Annotated in this window: 13 protein-coding genes; 1 reads left to right on the top strand and 12 read right to left on the bottom strand. The window is 39.4% G+C overall.

Annotation, left to right across the window (positions count from 1 at the left end):
- Positions 1-159: 159 nt before the first annotated feature.
- The 8 genes from LC454_RS16650 to LC454_RS16615 form a co-directional block, all read right to left on the bottom strand.
- The gene (locus LC454_RS16650) at positions 160-2,490 is read right to left on the bottom strand and encodes a glycosyl hydrolase family 95 catalytic domain-containing protein (RefSeq protein ID WP_223583603.1); all 2,331 of its coding nucleotides are present in this window, start codon (positions 2,488-2,490) and stop codon (positions 160-162) included.
- 44 nt (positions 2,491-2,534) lie between these two features.
- Positions 2,535-4,904 (bottom strand): discoidin domain-containing protein, encoded by a 2,370-nt coding sequence (locus LC454_RS16645; protein ID WP_223583602.1) that lies wholly within the window; start codon positions 4,902-4,904, stop codon positions 2,535-2,537.
- Positions 4,905-4,999: 95 nt separating this feature from the next.
- Positions 5,000-6,208 (bottom strand): DUF4998 domain-containing protein, encoded by a 1,209-nt coding sequence (locus LC454_RS16640; RefSeq protein ID WP_223583601.1) that lies wholly within the window; start codon positions 6,206-6,208, stop codon positions 5,000-5,002.
- Positions 6,209-6,239: 31 nt separating this feature from the next.
- Positions 6,240-7,418 (bottom strand): DUF5000 domain-containing lipoprotein, encoded by a 1,179-nt coding sequence (locus LC454_RS16635; RefSeq protein ID WP_223583600.1) that lies wholly within the window; start codon positions 7,416-7,418, stop codon positions 6,240-6,242.
- Between the two features lie 53 nt (positions 7,419-7,471).
- A complete protein-coding gene (locus LC454_RS16630) occupies positions 7,472-9,385 on the bottom strand; it encodes a RagB/SusD family nutrient uptake outer membrane protein (RefSeq protein WP_223583599.1) in 1,914 nt (637 codons plus the stop codon).
- Positions 9,386-9,404: 19 nt separating this feature from the next.
- Positions 9,405-12,767, bottom strand: a complete 3,363-nt coding sequence (locus tag LC454_RS16625) for a TonB-dependent receptor (RefSeq protein ID WP_223583598.1) — start codon at positions 12,765-12,767, stop codon at positions 9,405-9,407.
- A gap of 191 nt (positions 12,768-12,958) precedes the next feature.
- Positions 12,959-14,056 carry a FecR family protein gene (locus LC454_RS16620; RefSeq protein ID WP_223583597.1) on the bottom strand — a complete coding sequence of 366 codons (1,098 nt, stop codon included), beginning with the start codon at positions 14,054-14,056 and terminating at the stop codon, positions 12,959-12,961.
- A 376-nt stretch (positions 14,057-14,432) separates the two neighbouring features.
- The gene (locus LC454_RS16615) at positions 14,433-15,032 is read right to left on the bottom strand and encodes an RNA polymerase sigma factor (protein ID WP_223583596.1); all 600 of its coding nucleotides are present in this window, start codon (positions 15,030-15,032) and stop codon (positions 14,433-14,435) included.
- A 518-nt stretch (positions 15,033-15,550) separates the two neighbouring features.
- Here LC454_RS16615 and LC454_RS16610 point away from each other — a divergent pair.
- Positions 15,551-16,024, top strand: coding sequence for a hypothetical protein (locus LC454_RS16610; protein ID WP_223583595.1), 474 nt, complete (start codon positions 15,551-15,553; stop codon positions 16,022-16,024).
- 19 nt (positions 16,025-16,043) lie between these two features.
- Here the strand turns inward: LC454_RS16610 and LC454_RS16605 are convergent, their stop codons facing one another.
- From LC454_RS16605 to LC454_RS16590, 4 genes are all read right to left on the bottom strand, one after another.
- Positions 16,044-16,619, bottom strand: coding sequence for a hypothetical protein (locus LC454_RS16605; RefSeq protein ID WP_223583594.1), 576 nt, complete (start codon positions 16,617-16,619; stop codon positions 16,044-16,046).
- Between the two features lie 34 nt (positions 16,620-16,653).
- Positions 16,654-17,616 carry a hypothetical protein gene (locus tag LC454_RS16600; RefSeq protein WP_223583593.1) on the bottom strand — a complete coding sequence of 321 codons (963 nt, stop codon included), beginning with the start codon at positions 17,614-17,616 and terminating at the stop codon, positions 16,654-16,656.
- Between the two features lie 191 nt (positions 17,617-17,807).
- Complete coding sequence (locus LC454_RS16595; RefSeq protein WP_223583592.1) at positions 17,808-19,169, bottom strand: Gfo/Idh/MocA family protein; 1,362 nt, start codon at positions 19,167-19,169, stop codon at positions 17,808-17,810.
- 185 nt (positions 19,170-19,354) lie between these two features.
- Positions 19,355-19,933, bottom strand: a complete 579-nt coding sequence (locus LC454_RS16590) for a fasciclin domain-containing protein (RefSeq protein WP_223583591.1) — start codon at positions 19,931-19,933, stop codon at positions 19,355-19,357.
- Between the last annotated feature and the right edge of the window lie 4 nt (positions 19,934-19,937).

The raw sequence follows: 19,937 nt of genomic DNA, 5'->3' as shown, positions 1-19,937 counted from the left end.
CTGGATAGATAGAACCGAACATAAAGATCACACTACTGTCAAGATAAAACCTTTATGCCGGTACAAAACAGTGAGCCCCAAAAGCCCCACAGCCTACTTTCAACTATTCGACTATTCGACTATTCAATGCACATGAGAAGCATTCTTTTGAACAGCTACTTAAATATTTTTAAGTGTGGTGTACCATTGGTAGCCACCATTTAGTCTGATTTTTATTTTCTCTGGCTTAGCAGAGCGTATGGTATACTTGATCAATTTACCCTCTTTCCATTTCATGTCGACCGTGTAATTGCCCCTCGCTTTGAGGCCTTTCACCTCGCCATTTTTCCATGCATCAGGTAAAGCAGGCAACAGATCTATACAGCCATCGTGACTCTGCAAAAGCATTTCCGCAATACCAGCTGTAGCACCAAAATTGCCATCGATCTGAAATGGAGGATGTGCGGAAAATAGATTCGGATAAACACCTCCACCACCGCCCATATTATTCGGGTCAGCTACCGGTTTTAGCATTTCCCGGATCAATTTGAACGCTCTGTTTCCATTATGAAGTCTTGCCCAAAACAAGGTTTTATAAGCAATTGACCAGCTCGTACTATTATCTCCCCTCACTTCAAGTGTCTTCTTTGCAGCTTCCGCAAGTTCGGGAGTGGATAAAGGCGTGATTAATGGTGCTGGATAAACCCCATATAAATGAGAAACATGGCGATGGGTCGGTTCGATTTCCTTATAATCCTCCAACCATTCCTGTATACGTCCATCTTTGCTGATCACTCCAGCTGGAGGTATCGCCTGCAGCAAATTCTCCAAATCCTGTCTAAACGCATGATCAATTTTCAGCTTTTTGGAGGCTGTGATCACATTAGTAAACAGCTCCCGCACAATCTGATTATCAATGGTAGGTCCCATACAGATACTTGCTGTCTTTCCGTTAGACATATAGAAAGTATTCTCTGGCGAAACTGAGGGTGAAGTAACCATCCAGCCTGTTTTAGGGTCTTTCACTAACACGCTTTTATAAAATTCCGCAGAACCTTTCAGCACAGGATAGATATCTTTTAGATAATTTAAATCATTTGTAAAAGCATAATGATCCCATAAATTGCTACATAGCCATCCTGACCCCGCATTTGATGCTCCCCATGATGCACTTTCGCCGGGCTCAGTAAATCCCCAGACATTTGTAATGACATGCGCAATCCAGCCATCAGCATTATAGTAAGCCTTGGCGGTTTTCTTTCCCGGTTCAACAAGACTTTTCACCAATTCTGCAAGTGGCAGATTCAGTTCAGATAGATTGACCACCTCTAGAGGCCAATGATTCATCTGTACATTCACATCCAGGTGGTAATCCCCATTCCATGGTGTGTTGATCTCCTGCGCCCAAAGACCCTGTAAATTTGGTGGCAACAGTCCTACCCGGGTGCTACTGATGCTCAGATATCTCCCATACTGAAAAAACAAAGTAGCAAGTGATGGATCATTATTGAAATTGTTGTAGAAATTGGCTATCCGACGGTCTGTTGGTAAATCTGCAGCTGCCCCTTCTCCAAGATCAATATAAGCACGTTTAAAGAGCTTGCTGAATGCAGCTATATGACTGCGTTTTTGTAGATCATAACTTTTTTTCATCGCTGCGGACAAAAATTGACTTGTCTTTTCTTCAAAGGTAAAGCCCTTGAAATCAGTTCCAGCAGAAATATAAATCAACACCTCAGTAGCATCTTCAATAACCAGATTATTATTTTCTGGACGGATAGTTCCGTCTTTCAATTTAGCCTGTACGCGAGCCAGATACTTCATCCCTTTACCATCGGTACCGTTATTGAGCTGGCCGGACATCTGCAATTCGTTGCCCACCGTATTAACCTGATAACGTTCAGGTCTATTCATCGCAATACGACAATTGAGCTGCCCTGGCTTGTCTGCTGTGAACCTAATGACATCGACATCATCATCAAAACTTGTAAAATACTCTCGTTTATAATTTACACCATTACGTGTAAATGTACAGTTCGCAATGGCTTGGTCCAATAGGAGTTCGCGACGGTAGTTCTCAACTTTTTGTCCCACACCCTGATCGCCCTTATAAGTGAAATCGATCTGCAATGCACCCATTGTTTGAAATTTACCCCACCGTTCTCCTGCTGAGCCTTCGCCTTTACAAACAAAATTGCTGTTTACCAATGCTTGCGCCTCATCATTTCTCCCCTGTAAAATAAGTTGCCGGATAGCCGGAAGGCTTTTGTAGGCCTCGTAATTATTGGCATCCTGCGGACTTCCAGACCATAAAGTAATATCGTTCAGGACAATACGCTCCTTTAAAATACCGCCATCGGGTGTCATTCCCAACCTGCCATTACCCAGCGGTAATGTGGCTTCCCAAATTTCCGCTGGTTTATCATACCACAATTTTAAGGGCTTTTGCTGAGCAGATACAGTTGTAAGAGCGAAGCAGCAAAAATAAAATACAGTTAACAGTTTCTTCATGATATATAGTGTTTCAAATCCCTCATTGTTATATGGAAAGCTAATTAATCTCCATAAACTTTAAATTCATAGATATTGGCAATAGTCTTGTCTTTGGCAGGCAACACTGTCAATCGTACCCATCTCGCTTTGGCATTGCCCTCATCAGCAAAACATGGAATTGATATTTTAGCATTGTTGGTTTTATCTGCAAAAACAGACCATTTCACATTGTCGGCGGAATACTCAATTTTGTATTGTGCTCCTTTATCTACAAAATCCGTAAAGGTTTCACATCTTTTGATTCTCTGTAGAGAACCAAGATCCACGACCAGATGCTGCTCGGTACCATCAGCTTTTGGACTCCACTTGGAAAGGCTATTTCCATCAAATGCTCCAATCAAGCTATGTCCCACGGGATCAGCTGGAGAGGTAGCTGGTTTCCATGCAGACAGCAATTGACCTGAAGCCGGCGTATAATTGAGGACAAGGTTGTCGAATCCGGCAAAATTAAAGCCCGATACATAACCTGCTGCACCAATTGAATAGGTATCATCCTGTACATCAACAACGAGTTGGCCATCTATGTAACCTTTGATATTGCTTCCTTTTCCGGTCAGCTTCAATTTATGCCATTTACTGGCATCCACATTTCCACTTGCAAGTATATTTTTCTTTGTCTGAAGTTTCCATGTACCATCTTTATAGATATTAAAACGATAGCCGAAAGGAATATTTGATTGATTGGCTTTATCATAGGCTCCTCTCAAAATTAGTCCGGCATAACCGACTCCATTAAAGGCATCATTTTCGACAAAAACATCAGAAGAAATCTCGCCCTGCTCCCATTCCGTATTTTGTGCAACAAACGTATAGGCACATTCATCCGGAATCCAGTGCGTGATATCGTTTACGAGCAATTGTCTTAAGTATTTATTATTCCCTTCAGATTGCGCCAATTCAAAAGCACCCGAGTTGTCATAAAAGTATTTTGGCGAAAGTGGTGCTCTTTCTAAAGAGTAGTTATCAAAATTATCACTGTATTTTGTTGGGAAGGCTTTTTCTTTAGGAATATTGTGTACTCCCTTTTGCTGACCTGTCGTTGTCGTAATCGTATAAATACTCTCCGGATCAACAGCTAATGTAACTTCTCCGTTGACTACAGAAACATCTTCCTGTTGTACAAATTGGCTTTTACTGTCCGACTTCCACACATGCAACTTATCTTTAGGAAGATCAGCGATATTGAATGTTAATTTCTGCCCCTCTGAACCACTGACCACCACAATACTATAATCATTGCTGCCATCCATGTTTTTATAAGTACAGTAAGCACCATCCCCACTGAATTCCCCACAGCCACTATCGAGATATTTCCATCCCGGTTTGGCAAACTGGTTAAAATGCGCTACTGCCCAGATCGTTGGCCACACCTCATAATATCCTGACCAAGGTGTGGTCCCTTTCATCAAGCCTACGTTCGAAAAACAGGAAATATCGGGCATTGAAGCAATCGGACACCACATATTTACTTTCACTATTTTCCATTTGATGTAACACTTTAGAATGTTCTTGGCTAAATATGTCGTGTTTCTCCAGGATGCTCCAGGCAATGAAAAATCCTCACCAGACCATAAGGGTAATTCTGTCAAAACAGAATTTGGATTTGGTTCTTCACCTCTATATCCCCACATATAGGAATCCGGATAGTGATAGCTGATCGATGAAATTGTATTTCTGAATACAGAGTCTTTAACCAGCAAATCACTGATTTCCCATGCTTTACCAGCACCTTCGGGTGCATTTATTTTAATATCTTTAAAGCCATTTCGATCGAGTGTAGGTCTTAAAACATTGACAATCCAATCCCTGTTATAATCGCGTTCATTCCAACAACCTGAAATATACTTCATCTTGAGTCCCCAGTGTTTTGCACCTTCAATAAACTTGACCAGGTAGTCAGCGTTATCCTGTGACCATACCCCTTTAAACCATCCGGGCATGCTCCATTCCAGGGCATCGAGTTCGATATTCGGATTTCGATTTGCTGCTTCACGCATCAGCCAGTACTCAAATCCACGATTGTAATGAGGTTTTTCCATTTCTGCCCTTGTTCGTGCAAAACTTGGTTCCGAACCACAGGTGGTGTTACCATCCCCCCCAATTTCAGTCTTAAGGTAAGTAAAGCCAGCACCGAAGTTTGGTTTGAACAGGTAATCTAAAATATCGCTTCTGGATTTATCGGCATAATCTATCAATAATCTTGATGAAGAGCCTGCACTGACAGCGCCGACCCCATCAAAAAAACGTCCGCTACCTTTTCCGTCGATCTTAATTAGTTTAGATGAACCAGCGTTCGTCTGTGCTAAAGCGGCACTGACTGCAAGAGCTAAGTAAAGTGTTGTAATTGTGTTTTTAAACATAGTTGGTTTCATTGTATTACCTGTTTGAATTTCGTATAAATTTCAGGGTAAAATCTGATGGCTTTACCCTGAATATTCTTGTATTAGCGCATGCTAAAAAATGATTATTATTTTACGATCCGATCACTTGTCCAGAAAGTCAGTTCTCCCATTGTGATAAATGTACCTCCGCCCCAAGTTTCCAGTACTTTAATTCGAATATACCGCGCTTTAGGCGTTCCCGGAGGAAGCTTAAAATCTTCGCCTGCTTTTGCGTAGTTGATATCTCCATCGGTTGTTTGTCCGACCGGTAATCCAGAAGGTTTTATGGATTGACATTCGGCCAGTTTTGTCCAGCTTCCCCAAGATCCGTCTGAAGCAGGACTATTGCTGCCCCATATTTCGAATTTCTTCACATTCTCAGCCCTAAAGATACGGTCTGCAGCTTGCCAGGTTTTAAATCGGCTAATAGAAACAGATTCCCCCATATCAAAAGTAAACCATTGCGAAGGCCCTTCAGTGGAAGCAAAGCCCTTGCCGTCGTAATCTTTATTCCAAAGATATTCCATCAGCCAACCCCAATTATCCCGAACATCTGTAGGAAGGGAATAGACCTTAAAGTTTGCCTTATCCACTTCGCGCTCAAATGCTGGAAGTGCGACCTCACTCGGTGCTATTGAGAACTCATCTATTGCCTTGGGTTCAGGTAAAAATATAGATTTGTAAATAAGCTTAGTATCGCTCTTAAAGCCCGAAATCTCTGTTTTTAAACTTCCTCCGGGAATCACCATGGTTTGGGTAGTACCAGTTTCAGTAGTATATTTTAACTCAATGGACTTTTCCCCCTCCAATGGAGAATTCCAGTCAATAAAGAGCTTGCCCCCATCCAATGAATAACTTAACGTTTTTACCGTTCTGTTAGATAATACTTTTAGGTAATTATCCCCATACACCATACCAGTTCCTTGTTTTACTATTGATTTAGCTTTAGGTCCAGTGTATGTATATACATCAAAAGAATAGGTACCTTGAGAAAGATTATTAATCAACAGATCAACAGTATCTTTACCCGTTGTTTTTACAACGTCTACTTCTGTCGAGTCTGCATTATTATTCCAGAAGGCCTTAACTTTGGTTATCAGCGGATCATTTCCCAAAACAACCTGTAATTTAATTCTTTTATTACCACCATGGACGAGCACAGTATCTGCTCTCCCGGGGTAGTAAATTTCGCCATCCTTTGTAATTTTTTTATACTCATCTTCTTTGGTACAGGAACTCATATATAATCCTACAGTGACAAGGAAGAAACAGGTCAGATATTTAGTCATTTTCATATTTTCACTATTAATTATTTACACCAAATTTCTATTGTGGATTCCCCCACAGCGCTAATTCTGTAAAATTCACATAAACTCCATCTGACCAATTCCGCAAGGTTTTAAAGCGGATATATCTTACTGCAGGAGCATCTACAGGAATGCTGATGGTCTCCCCCTCTAGTGCAGCTTCAATATCAGCATTAGAATTCTGTCCCGGTGGCAAACCTGATGGTTTTATCTGTTCGTGTTCGGCTAATAATATCCAGTTGGTGAAACTGCCATCCGGGCTCGGATTGTTGGAGCCCCATATTTCCACTTTTCTTGGATTATGGAGATGAAAATACCACCCTTGTCTCATAAACCAGACTAAACGGCTCAACTTAGCAGTTTGCCCCATATCGAAGGTAAACCATTGGGGCATACTTACCGGGTCAATGGTATGATAAGCTGTTTTATTACTTACATCACCATCAAAAAGATACTCAACTTCGTTTCCAGGATAATTTTTCGCATCAGTACCATTAATATTTAATCCTTTCATTTTTGTTCTATCCAATTGTGCTTCAAAGAAAGGCTTTAAAGTCACATAGGTGGTATCGGATAAATTACCCCAGCGATCCCGTACCATCAGTCCAAATCGGGTTTCTACGGCAGCGAGATTTCTTGCACCGAACGTTCCTGTTTTTAGCTTCGTATTCAGCGTTTTCAGTGGCGCAAAATTGCCCAGTTTATCATTTGCTAAAATAACTATGGCTACATCCGATTCAGTCACATTCTGATAACCAACATCCAACCCGCCAAAAGCAGCACTAGCTACTAGCTTTTGTTTAACAAGCTCAAAAGGTGGTGTTTTGGGTTGTACTTTTACAAGCAATGGTACAGAGACATTTTCACTTTTATCCACGGCATATAACCTTGCTTCATAAACGTCCGTATCGGCAAAGCCCTGTAAAACAACACTGTCCAAATACCTACTAACCTTGGTGTTCCGAACGATCCCTTGTTTCGTCGTATACTCAGCCCTTATATACAATAAATCATCATCTTGTGGCAAGCTATAGGTTATTTTGGCCGCTCCATTTAAATTCTCAACCTGGGCGTTGCTCACAGGCCCCGGAGCCTGCTTATCACTTTTATCCATCGTCCCCACCTCCGTTTTACGACAGGATCCGATCGTTCCGACGAACAACAATCCTGCATATAACATATATATTAATCCTTTCATTTTTGTTCTTTTCTAATGATTGATTTTGAATACTAAGTTTTATCTAGCTTTTGTTACCAGCCTCCATTTTGAACCAGATTCGGATTTACCAGGATATTATCGTCTTTTATCGGCCAAAAATAATCCCTCGGACTGTTAAAACTTTGATTGAATAATAATATCCTTCGGTTATAATCGGCATATTCTGACCGAATCACATCCCAGCCATAAATGGGTTGGTTCAGAATCTCTCCAGCCTTTTTCCAGCGTCTGAGATCCCAGAAGCGGCTGCCCTCAAAGGCCATTTCAATTAGACGTTCCTGTTGTATAATATCTCTTAAACCATTTTTATCGGTATATTTATTTGGATTCTTAGAGAAGTTAGTCCAAGAAGACTCAACAGATTTAAGCCCTGCCCGATCTCTTACCATGTTAACGTATTCCAGCGCAAGCGCCTTATTATCTGTCTCGTTTAATGCCTCAGCATAAAGCAAATAAAGATCTCCTAGACGTACTACAGGCCATGGATAGCGTTCAACAACTACATTTATCGGAGTTGCCACCATTTTCCAGTTCACCAGTTTCTTGGTATAATAACCTGTTACCGAATAAATACGGGTTTGCTTTTTTCCAGAATGTTGTCCTGATTTAGCCTTAATGTTAAAATTTGCATTTTCCATATACCATGTAGATCCATCAAATGCCATATCAGCATAAAAACGAGGTTCTCTGTCAAAATGCAGACCAACAGACTGATAGCCATTCTGTATCCCAAAATCTGCAGCTGTTGCAGTTCGCAGTTGAAATCTATTGGCATAGTCCCAGGTTTTATCTTCTGTAATAGGTACACCATTTTCTGTATAAAATAATTCAGCCATTTTCAAAGTAGGTGCAAGCTGCCCCTTTAAGCTTGGATTAGCTACATTTGGATCTAGTTGTGGACTAGCATAGAGTTGTAAGGTCCAAGTGTCATCTGGCTTAGTGGTTGTCCCCCAGATCAGCTCCGTATTCCATTTTTCACATACGGCATTACGGATGCTCATTTCCGTTTTCGTGAAATCATCTACTGGCTTTCCCGGTGAATTAAAGTGATACAAATTTATATCCACTTTTTTGGCGGCAGCGATGGCTAGTTTACATGCTTCCACTGCTTTATCCCATTTTTTTTGATCATAGGTCGCACTAAATAATGCCCTACCATCGCGATTCTTAATATTTGCAAAATCTAGGTTTCCGTTAAACAAAGGACTTGCCGCAGTAACAAGTACTCTGGCTTTGATTGCCAGTGCAATAGGTTTGGTTATTCTACCCAGCTCTGTACTTTGGTCTAATATTTTTTCTGGTAGCCCCACACTTCCCTCCCCTGCAGCAGCCTCATCGAGTAGATTAACAATATAGTTTACAACGGAGTCTGTAGACTGACGACTTACCTTTACCTCATCAGGCAAGGCATTAATTGGCAAATTTTTATCAACAACCGGAATAGGACCATACATTCTGAATAAATACCAGTGAAAATAAGCCTTCAAAAATTTGGCTTCGGCAATCCAGCGGTCTTTCATATATGGCTCCACGTCTTTAACCCTATCAACATTTTCTAAAAATATATTACAGTTCCGAATACCATTCCACATCGATTTACCATCAAAACTATCCCAATAATTCATTTCTGGCTTATTTCTGTTTTGAAGTCCTCTAGCAATATTATACGGAGATAGGGTCGAATAATCTTCTCTGGTAGGCATTGGCCAATAAATCCAAAACTCATCTCCAGTGTTCATACCTGGATTCATTTCCGGATGGCCTTCCCGTGGCAGCCCATCATAACAGGTAAACAAAAATTTCTCTGCTTCATTACGATTGGAAAAAGCGTGGTCAATGGTAGAGACATTGTCTGGAACCACATCAAGAAAATTTTTCTTACAGGAATTCATCATAAATAGCAGCAAGGCCGCCGAAAGGGTAAAACGAATCGTATATTTTTTCATATTGAATTTCTTTTTTGTGTTAGAATTGGACGTTTAATCCGAAATTGTATACTTTTTGAAGCGGATATCTTAAACCATTACCACCCATCTCTGGATCCCAGAGATCAAAGCTACTTTTGACGAACAGGTTACTGGCATTTAGATAAAGTCTGATTGGTCCCACCCCCATTTTATCAAGCATCTTGCTTGAAAGATTATAGCCCAATTCCACTGTTTTTAACCGTAAAAATGAACCATTACGCATCCACCAGCTAGAAGATTCAAGGTTATTATGGTTCAGATTCGGGCTTAAGCGAGGCCAAAACGCATATATATTACCGTTCTCCTCGGACCAGTGATCATCAGCAATGGCTTGTAACAAACCATGTTGATAGGCACCATTCATAACAAAAGGACTGGTTTTATCGGGGTCGATCCAGAAAGAAGATCGGCCGGAGCCCTGAAAGAATCCACTAAGATCAAAGTTCTTATAGCCTACTGACAATCCAAAACCATAAATAATTTCAGGTACCATAGGTAAGCCCAATGGGACATAGTCCTGTGATGTGATAATTCCATCTCCGTTCATATCTCGATATTTAATATCGCCTCCCATGACCTCACCGAAAGTCTGAACAGGAGAATTTTTCACCTCTTCATTATCGACAAATAGCCGCTCAGCGATCAGCCCGTACCCTTGACTAAGAGAACGACCGACCTTGGAAAGATAAGCTAAACTGGATGGGTAATTAGGTTCCTCATTGACAAGCAATTTACTGGTTGCATAGGTAAACGTTCCTCTAGCCTGTATCCACATATCACCAAAATTCTTATTGTAATCTATGGATAGGTCAATACCTTTTCCCTCAGCCTCGCCCACATTAGCCCGTATGTCTGCCGATAATCCCATTGTTGTAGGAATATAAGACCGATTCATTAGAATATTATTTCTGCGTGTCTTGTAGGCATCCAAAATGATATTGACACTGTTAAATAGACTGAGATCCATCCCTAGGTTGACCGTCGACGCTTGTTCCCAGGTAATCGCTTCGTTTGCATATCTGGAAATTGTCACCCCCGGTTTACTGTATATATAATTTGTACCAAAAGCTGATCCGTGACCACCATCTTTTAGATTCACATCTGATAAATAAAAGAAACGATCATTTGGATCACCAATCTGATCATTACCGATCAAACCATAAGTTGCTCTAAATTTTAGTTTCGTTATAGTCTGTCTTAATGGTCTAAAGAACTCTTCATTCGATGCGTTCCAGGCAGCTCCAATTGAAGGGAAGAAGCCATAACGATGATTCTTCGCAAAACGTTCGGAACCATTTAGTCCAAAATTTGCTTCAAACAGATATCTGTTATCGTAACCATACGTAAATCTACCCGATAGTCCCTGATTTCTATAAGGGAGAGAAGTCTGAAGCTTATCTGCATCACCAGTTACAAAACTCCGTAGCTGGGTAACCAACAAGCCTCCAACACTATGTTTTTCGGCGAAGGTGTGATTGTAGTTAACCGCAGCCTCCAGATAAGAAACTGTATTTGCAACTTTAGCTCCTCGCTTAAAATCCAAATACTCTGTGGCATCTTTCTCATTGAGCAACTCCAACGAATATTTGTCACCTTCTGTACTAGTTGCATTTGCCCGATAATAAAAAGGAGTGTATCTCCTACTCAGATCAAAATAAGAATAGCGTTGTGTATAGGCCATTAATCGTGCACTCAGCCCTTCTGTTAGGAATTTAAAATCTTGCTTAACTTCAAGCTGTACATTTAATGTTGATGAATTTGATTGCTGAAATCCTGATACCATTTCTGCATACGGATTGAAATACATCGCTTCCGTCTGCCCGTTAATTCTGGCATTCCCAAATAATGGATGTTCGGCATAAGGCATATCAGATGCTGGAAAAACAGCCGGAAAATTGACAGGATTTGCAGCTATTGCTCCCTGAAAGATATTGCCCCCTCCACCAATTGGCCCTTGATAGTCATCAAAGCTTCCCGAAGTTCTTACGATTCCCTCTGTTGTAGGGGTCAGTTTAACATTGACATTTGACCGGATCTGATAGCTTTTCAAGTTAATATTATTATCGAATTTATTTCCATGGTCAGACTTTAATACACCATTATCCACATTATAGGTTCCCGCAATGTAAAACTGTGCATTTTTTCCCCCACCACTCATATTCATATTAAATCGTTGGTTAATCGTGTAATCTTTGATCAACAAACCAATCCAGTCATTATTAGGGTAAAGAAAAGGGTTTTCCCCTGCTATTGTGCGGTCTATCTTATTCTGGCTGTAAGGTAGGTCTTCAAGTGCATTTCTAGTCAATACAGCTTCATTCGCCAGCTTCATATAGGTGATATTGTCCGCCAATTTGAAATTTTGTGTATTCGATGAAATCGAATTCTCTGCCCTCAAATTGAATTTTGTTTTTCCTGTGATACCGGATTTCGTCGTCACCAACACCACGCCATTAGCTCCCCTAGCCCCATAAAGCGATGATGCTGCTGCATCTTTTAAAACCGAGAATCCAGAAATATCATCGGGTTGCAATCGGGCTAACGCGTTAGAAGTGGATTCCATACCATCAATCAAAATCAATGGATCTACCTTCCCACTACCAAATGTTGTAATCCCGCGGATAAAAAACTGTGCATTATCAGCACCGGGCTCACCACTCCGTTGAAAGGCAACGACCCCAGATAGCCTTCCTGCAAGCATCGTTGTCAGATTGCTGGTCGGTCCTTTCAATTCTTTCGGATTGATTGTTGTAATGGAACTGACCATACTCTCTTTTTTCTGATGGCCATAAGCGACTACGACCACCTCATCCAATTCGCTCTTATCCTCCGTTAATTGTACATCTATCTGTTGAAGCCCATCAAACGGAACTTCTTTTTTTGCATAACCCACGATAGAGAAAACTAGAATTCCCTTGGGGGTCGATACTTTGAGACTATAATTTCCCTCAATGTCTGTTGTCGTTCCATTGCTTGTCCCTTTTTCTACGACAGACACACCCTGTAGTTTTTTATCTCCTTCTCCCGCAACAACGCCTTTGATCAAATTCTGATTGGCCCGGCTCTCTTTTCTTTTGGAGATAATAATCATTCTTTCCTCTATCGCATACTCCAGCCCTAAATTAGCTGTAACTTCCTTCAACGCCTCATCAAGTGTGGCATTCTTAACTCGAAAATTTGTCTTTTTTAATGGGCTGATCAGATCTATATTATAGAACATGTCGTACCCCGATTGTTTCTTGATCTCTTTCAGCACAGATTCTACAGCTGCATTTTTCAGCTCGAGATTGATACGTTGGCCATAGCCCTCCGCAAATGCCGAAATTGAAAATAAAAATGTAATTACAAATGTTAGCTTCATTATGATTAGATGCTTGCGAGTACATATTCCAGTCCCCAATAGGCGCTGTAATAAACAATACAAATGCTTGTATTGAACTTTTAAATTCATACTTTTGTGATGTTAGGTTTTTAGAAAATTTTGTATTACCCTAATGTTCGCCGACGGTATGGCAGTACTGTCGGTTTTTTTGATTAAGTTTTTTCCCCCATTTATTTATCAAATTTTAGTGTAGTTCCCGTTCGGTTAATCTTGATATTTGCTGTCCGCGCAATAACACTCAGTGCTTTGTCCAGCTCATAATTTCTTGGTATAGTTCCGCTAAATGTAAGTGCAGGAAGGGTTTCCAAATCGACGTCAATATTGTACCATCTGACAAAATCCTTCATAATTTCCTTTAATGTTGCATTCTCATAAATAAATACACCATTCTTCCAGCCCAATACCTGCTCCTCGCTTTCAGTCTTATCTTGTTTCAAAGCTTTGGATTTTTTATCAAGGACAATCTGTTCGCCCGGTTTAAGGATATATTCCTTTTGCGGTGATGATCCGATCAGATTCTGGACAGATACTTTACCATGAAACAAAGTGGTTTTAGTCGTTTGTTCATTTTCATAATTGTTGACATTAAACTTGGTTCCGTATACCTTAATCCGTTGATCGTGTGTTTTAACGATAAAAGGCTTATGCTTATTGGTTTCTACATCAAAAAATCCTTCACCCTGAAGTTCGACCTCCCGTTGACCTTCAGCATAGAAAAGTGGAAATTTAAGTTGGGAATCAGAATTTAGAACCACAGCGCTACCATCGGTAAGGTAAATACGTGATTGTCGGCCCTTGGCTGTCCGGATTGTTTGATAAATGATTTGAGGCTTAAGATTAGGCAGACTATCCAGTACTTTAACATGGATATCCCCTAGACTATCCTGTAGAATCACGGTTCCATTTTCCCGCAATAATTCAACATTGGAGGTACCATCCAGTTTTATCTCTTTACCATTACTTGTTATCAATGTACTTCGGTTATCTGCTATTCCTATACCACCCGATTCTTCGCCCCCACGTGTGTACCATAATACCGAAATTGCACAGATTATGGAAGCTGCAGCAGCAATTGATATCCACGCGAATAGTTTCTTATTGTTCTTTTTTCGGTTCTGATAAAAATACTCACGGTCAAAATATTCATCAAGCTCCTGAATAGCCATTCTAGCCTGATCATCTAACTCAGTTTCCTCTTCAAGCTGCAAATCTTCCAAGATCAGTTCCTTGAAAAGCTTTGCATACTCCTTTTGACGCATGTAATGCATTAACAAATGGATTTCTTCATCCGTGCACTGTTTAGCAAGATATCTTCTATATAAGTTTATTAATTTGGTTTGTTCCACAGTATAATTGGTCTTACTTTAACTCTATATACGTAAGCAAAAAAAATATCAACTATGCCAAATCAAAAAAAAAATAAAATACCTACAAATATGTCCTACGTCTCGCAGTGGCAGAGATGCCCAAGGGTTTTTAATGTATAATGATTTGTAGCAGGATGGTGCTGATGTAGCTGAGAAATACAAGCTGGTGTTCCGCTAATAATATATAATTAAACAACAGTAATTTCTATTCTTAAGTGGAAAATCGAGGTTAATATTCCACAATTAATATCATAAGAAAAAAGTACTGATCCAAATCCTAGTTGAGAAATATAGGATGGTATTCCGCAAATAGCATCATAATGAAACAACAGTAGTTCCAATTCCAATGCGATTTAATAATACCCGTAGCTTTAACAATATGATTGTTGATGGTGGCTGTAGAAATATTCAAAAGTTTGGACACCTCATCATAGCTTCGACCTTCGAGCTTACAAAGTACATATACTTCCCGACATCGTTCGGGAATAATATCCAAGATATCATTGAGGTACTTTTCCATTTCTTTATAAGAGACCTCCGCTTCAATATCATTTGCACATTTTCCCTTCGATAGAATCATCAGCTGTTCACTCTTAACTTGATCCGAAGCAATTTTTCGAAAATAATCGTAAACAGTGCTTTGCGCAATTGTATAGAGATAGGATTTAAAATTTTTTGAAACATCAATCTGCGCTCTATTCTGCCAGACCTTTACAAATACGTCCTGAACGATATCCTGCGCAAACTCCACCGATCTTACCTGCTTTAAAATACGGCCGAAGATCTGTGCCCTATAGTTATAATAGAGCTTTTCGAATGCCTTTTGATTCCCCTCAGCCAATTGTACGAGCAATATCGCGTTGTCCTCTAGACTCATAATTCTATTTCTATCGAAGTTCAATAATCCATGGTTTTTCAATTGCATTACGATGTGCGGGAAAATAATTCATATTTTCTGCACATGTGCTTTTCTAGGTACTTGACGAGTTGAAAATAGCAGCAAAATTTCGTTAGGCCACCTGACAGTCGTCTGACAATTGATCTTTAAACAAAAGAAATAATATAAATTAAATCAGGGATGTATAAAACACGTAAAAACATGTAAAATATTACGATACAGCCAATGCATTTCTCTTTTTTAAAAAGGAAGTGTCCAATCGATACATACTTTACTAAATAAGTGGGCTATTTTTCTCCGACTGGGGGCTATTTCTCTTCGGGAGCGATATCATGCAAGTAGCTGAGCTAATGAGCCTGCCGCGTATAAATATCGAAGTTAAAAAGCTCAAAACTGGCACGAAATTCGATATCATTTGATCAGGCATAATTAATCAGATACTTAAAAAAACATAAAAACAACAAAGTCATTTTGAGTTGTAAACTAATCTAAAACCTATGATCGTATCATTAAATACTTATTTAATTATTATTGGGATATTTTGTCTTTTAATAGTTTTCAAACCCCTATATACACGATTTATCAAAAAAGAGGAAAGTAAAAATGATGCGATATTGTTACTGCTTCTGTTAACCATTCCGATCAATTGGTTTACACCAACTATCCTGACAATTACAGATTGTAATAATTACACAAAAGAGGTTGTGTTGTTCCCAACAACTAAAGATGGCTTTAAGATTAACTATGGAAGAGCGACTTATATCTTGAATAAATCGGATCGGAATTTAACATTTGAATATTACTACTATGGAGATAGCACACCAGCGAAGGGAGAGGAAAACAAGGAAATTGAACCGAAACAAAATGCGAAAGTAAATGTTATTTCAATCGATTATATTCTTTCAGAACCGGCAGAGAGTGTATCTACGAAATCGAGCGGTGCAACAAAAACTGTATTGAGATGTAAATAAATAGGATATAGCACATTCGTTATTCCTGCTGTATCCAGGCAAATTTTCCCTTGTTTAAATAGATAACACCTCCACCACAAGATTCAGCTTGGTGAATGAAAATACCATCGTTTACCAATTTGATTTTATCTTTTTCATTTACTTCCTCATCTGTGATTATTTCACCATCATCATTTACATTGTTCCAATAGATTTCCCCTTTGGGCGCCTTTTCAAAAACACCCACCCAATTTATATCATCAAAGCCCTGACCCACGATATCAGTGCCCATCCCTAAGTATTCAATCTTTCTGTTCCCATAAATAAATCTTAAGCCATATTTCTCATTTTTTGTATTTTGTACAATCTGGACTGTATCCGTCAAATTGTCTCCGTCCAAATCACAGTATACCGTACTCGGTTTATGTATGTGGGATAATACTATCGTGTCTGGAACCGTCTGGTCTTCTATAATTCGAGGGGGCTCATCATTGTTTAATTCAATCTTATTTTCAACCTGTTTGGAACTGGAATTTTCAATCTTTTTATCTTGACAGCCCAGTACCATGCATAGTGTCAAAATAAGAGAAACTATAAAACGATTTCTTGCCATCATCTATATATTTTAAGAAAAAATGTTCCCAATTAGATTAGTTGTCACAATTCGCAATAAATAAGGGATTGTGCAATATTTTTACAGCTGTCTGGGGTTCTGATGTTCCCTTAATCTGATCAAACTTCATTAATATGCCATCGTAATGGTAGTCTGTGCTTTTATAGTCCAGTTCTTTTGCAGGTATCGCTCGATTGAGATATAGATTTTTGTCGGTATCATATTTGTAAGCTGCTAACTCTATTTCCTGATCCATATCATCATGGGTATTGTAACCATTATTTACCAACTTGAAATCAGCATCAAAGGCTCTATCAAAAGACTGGTCTAAAAATTTCAGTTCTTCGAGCATAGAAATTTCTTCTTCTTTAGTAGATTTGCGAATGGGCGTATCCGACTGATCACTGACAGCATATAACCCTTCTTTGCCTATTTTGAGCATAAAGTCATTGTGGTACAAGCTACTTTGCATATGTTGCACAATAAAATCATTAAAATCGCCACTGGCAAAATGATACATCAATTTAGGAATTTCAATACCACGATCATTGTCCTGGTTTTCTCGCTCCAATAAGGTAATCGTATCCATCTTTTCATTAAACAGATGAACACTAGGAAAGTCCTTACAATTCGCATCCTCATTAAAAAGTGGCTGCATCTTATCCGGAAACGTTCCGACCAAAATCGCACTACTCAAACGATCCCCCATGAAACAAACACGCATCCCGTTTTTGATAGTCGGATTTTTCCGCGCATAGACATAAAATTGAGCGTCAGGATTTTTAGGTTGTAGATAAATAAGATCATTTTCGATCTTCCATGTACCTTTTATTAATGTTCCATAAGCTATTATCAAAAAAGTCTTGTTTTTGTTTATCACAAAAGCGGCATTCGAAGATTTATATACCCCGTCAATATGTTGTTCGCTTTGTTGTGCACAGACAAGATTAACGCATAATGTCAATAACAGCACAAGTAGTTTATTAAATTTCAACAGCATAGTTACAATATTTAGTTAAATATCGTAAAAAAGCCATGAGATAAATTACAGATTAAACATTAAACGCTACGGGATTAAATTTTCGGTGGTATTTCACCAATATTTGATTCTCCCAATTTCTAGTGCATAAATCTAAGTGGTTAATAAGGATCAGATGAAAACGATATACTAAACCATGATTATAATTTATATTAGGACAGATAAGGATGTTGCCAGGGCATTCGATAAGGTCTTTTTAATAACTTGGTTGCTTCGGGATCATCGGTACATATTTTTTTCAATGGATCGTATTTCAATGGTCTATTTAATTGCATAGAAATATTGGCAAGTATACAACAGGCTGTCGATATATATCCCTCTTCGATATCAGCTACAGGCAATCGATCATGTTCTATTGCAGATAATAGATCCAATAGATGTTGTCGTGTGGCAGGAGCTGTGTGCAATTCAATTTTAGGTTCTTCCAGATCAGCAGGAAATTTATCTTTTTCATAAACCACGTCTTTTTTAATGGGAGTACCTTTACCTATTGGAGTAAATTCATATTTCATCACACTTCCTTTTAGCGTTCCTTTATCTCCATAAATAATAAACGCCCAAGGATATTCGGGATCCACAGGATTGCCCCAAGTGCGATGTTGCCATATACAATTAAGCTCATCATATTCAAATACTGCTGTTTGTGTATCTGCAATAGTCGACTTTCCCTCCTTTTGCACATAGATTCCCCCTGTTGCACTAATTTTCTTTGGCCATTTGAGTTGTAACAGCCAACGAACAGTATCAAACATATGCATACCCATATCACCTGTGATCCCATTCCCATATTCCATAAAAGTTCGCCACCAACCGCCATGAGGTAAACCGTCGTAAGGACGTAAAGGAGCCGGTCCAGTCCATAGTTCATAATCAAGAAAGTCAGGAACAGGCTCCAGTGCCGGATTACCGTTCTTCCTCATATGATAGTAGCAGCACATTTCCACGTGCGATATCTTACCGAGTAAACCTTGGTCTATAATCTGCTTTTTTGCATCAATCAGATGTGCTGTACTCCGCCGTTGTGTTCCTACCTGTACTTTTTTATTATATTTTCGTGCATATCGGAGTATTGCTTCGCCCTCCAGCACATCAACACTAACAGGTTTTTGCAAATAGACATGCGCTCCCGAACGTATCGCATCTATGGCCTGCCGCGCATGCCAATGATCAGGCGTACCGATTAGAATGAGATCGAATTGATGATCCGCAAGCATTTTCCGGTAATCTTTGTAGAGCTTTGGAATCTGCCCCGAGCGTTGGCGTTCTCCGACCAATCGCCCCGCCTCCTGCAAATGACGGCTATCGACATCGCAAATCGCAACCACATCGACATCGCAAACCTGCATCAGCCTAAATAGATCGCTTTTTCCATACCAACCAGCCCCGATCAGTCCGACCTTGATATTTTTAGATAGACGTTCAAAGGATAATCCTTTCGCTTCTAAAGCGGATAAAGTAACAAAAGCACTTGCACCCAGAATGAAGTTTCTTCGGTTCAGCGTATAATCAACCATAATTTACTGGCTTATTGTTTAGTTTAGTTTAAAACAAAACAATAAACTGAAGATAATGTTTATTGAGCCATCATTTTTCAATTGTATCCATTATCGCCATAGCACTTTATAAGCTGTTCGTATTTCCATTTTTTCCTTATACTTTATACACAAGACATTGTTCAGAAAACAGATCATCAATATACCTATTTCGCCTTCTCGGATAAAAATACAATGTGATCAACGACATGGATGACACCATTATCCGGAACTAAATTAGATGTGCGGATTTGCCATTGGTTGTTGGTCCCTTCATTGATCAGCCCCACATAGGTACTGGTATGGGACAAGTACATCGTTTGACCTTTTTCAGTCGTATAAGCAATTGGCTTGTTACTCGGAGCCAAGGCAGGATCGCTAAAATTCACTACCGCCTTTACAATATGATAACGCAAAATATCCTTCACTATCGGTACTGGAATAGCGGCAATATTTTCGTATTTATTTTCTTTTAGATATGCTGTAAAAGCTTGATTGGTGGGCAGAATAAAAGTCGCTTTTTCTGTACGTTCATACAATGCTTCATCCTTACATTGCAAGATAGCTTGTTTTAGTAAGGACAATGAATCCTTCCCTTGAATATATGTCCATGCCGACATATTCAGTTTACTATTGTCTTCCGCGTAGTCATATTCGAAGCTTTCCTGTATTTCGCAACTAGAAAACAATGACAGTGTACCAAAACTACTTAGAAAAAAAATAACGATATATTTTACCTTCTTCATAAGA

It is taken from the genome of Sphingobacterium sp. GVS05A, assembly GCF_019969845.1.
Taxonomy (GTDB): Bacteria; Bacteroidota; Bacteroidia; order Sphingobacteriales; family Sphingobacteriaceae; genus Sphingobacterium.
This window is presented reverse-complemented; position numbering and strand designations above follow the sequence as displayed.

Excerpts from the sequence above, each read along its gene's own strand:
- LC454_RS16650 (WP_223583603.1), bottom strand. The coding sequence starts at position 2,490 with ATGAAGAAACTGTTAACTGTATTTTATTTTTGCTGCTTCGCTCTTACA.
- LC454_RS16645 (WP_223583602.1), bottom strand. The coding sequence starts at position 4,904 with ATGAAACCAACTATGTTTAAAAACACAATTACAACACTTTACTTAGCT.
- LC454_RS16640 (WP_223583601.1), bottom strand. The coding sequence starts at position 6,208 with ATGAAAATGACTAAATATCTGACCTGTTTCTTCCTTGTCACTGTAGGA.
- LC454_RS16635 (WP_223583600.1), bottom strand. The coding sequence starts at position 7,418 with ATGAAAGGATTAATATATATGTTATATGCAGGATTGTTGTTCGTCGGA.
- LC454_RS16630 (WP_223583599.1), bottom strand. The coding sequence starts at position 9,385 with ATGAAAAAATATACGATTCGTTTTACCCTTTCGGCGGCCTTGCTGCTA.
- LC454_RS16625 (WP_223583598.1), bottom strand. The coding sequence starts at position 12,767 with ATGAAGCTAACATTTGTAATTACATTTTTATTTTCAATTTCGGCATTT.
- LC454_RS16620 (WP_223583597.1), bottom strand. The coding sequence starts at position 14,056 with ATGCATTACATGCGTCAAAAGGAGTATGCAAAGCTTTTCAAGGAACTG.
- LC454_RS16615 (WP_223583596.1), bottom strand. The coding sequence starts at position 15,032 with ATGAGTCTAGAGGACAACGCGATATTGCTCGTACAATTGGCTGAGGGG.
- LC454_RS16610 (WP_223583595.1), top strand. The coding sequence starts at position 15,551 with ATGATCGTATCATTAAATACTTATTTAATTATTATTGGGATATTTTGT.
- LC454_RS16605 (WP_223583594.1), bottom strand. The coding sequence starts at position 16,619 with ATGATGGCAAGAAATCGTTTTATAGTTTCTCTTATTTTGACACTATGC.
- LC454_RS16600 (WP_223583593.1), bottom strand. The coding sequence starts at position 17,616 with ATGCTGTTGAAATTTAATAAACTACTTGTGCTGTTATTGACATTATGC.
- LC454_RS16595 (WP_223583592.1), bottom strand. The coding sequence starts at position 19,169 with ATGGTTGATTATACGCTGAACCGAAGAAACTTCATTCTGGGTGCAAGT.
- LC454_RS16590 (WP_223583591.1), bottom strand. The coding sequence starts at position 19,933 with ATGAAGAAGGTAAAATATATCGTTATTTTTTTTCTAAGTAGTTTTGGT.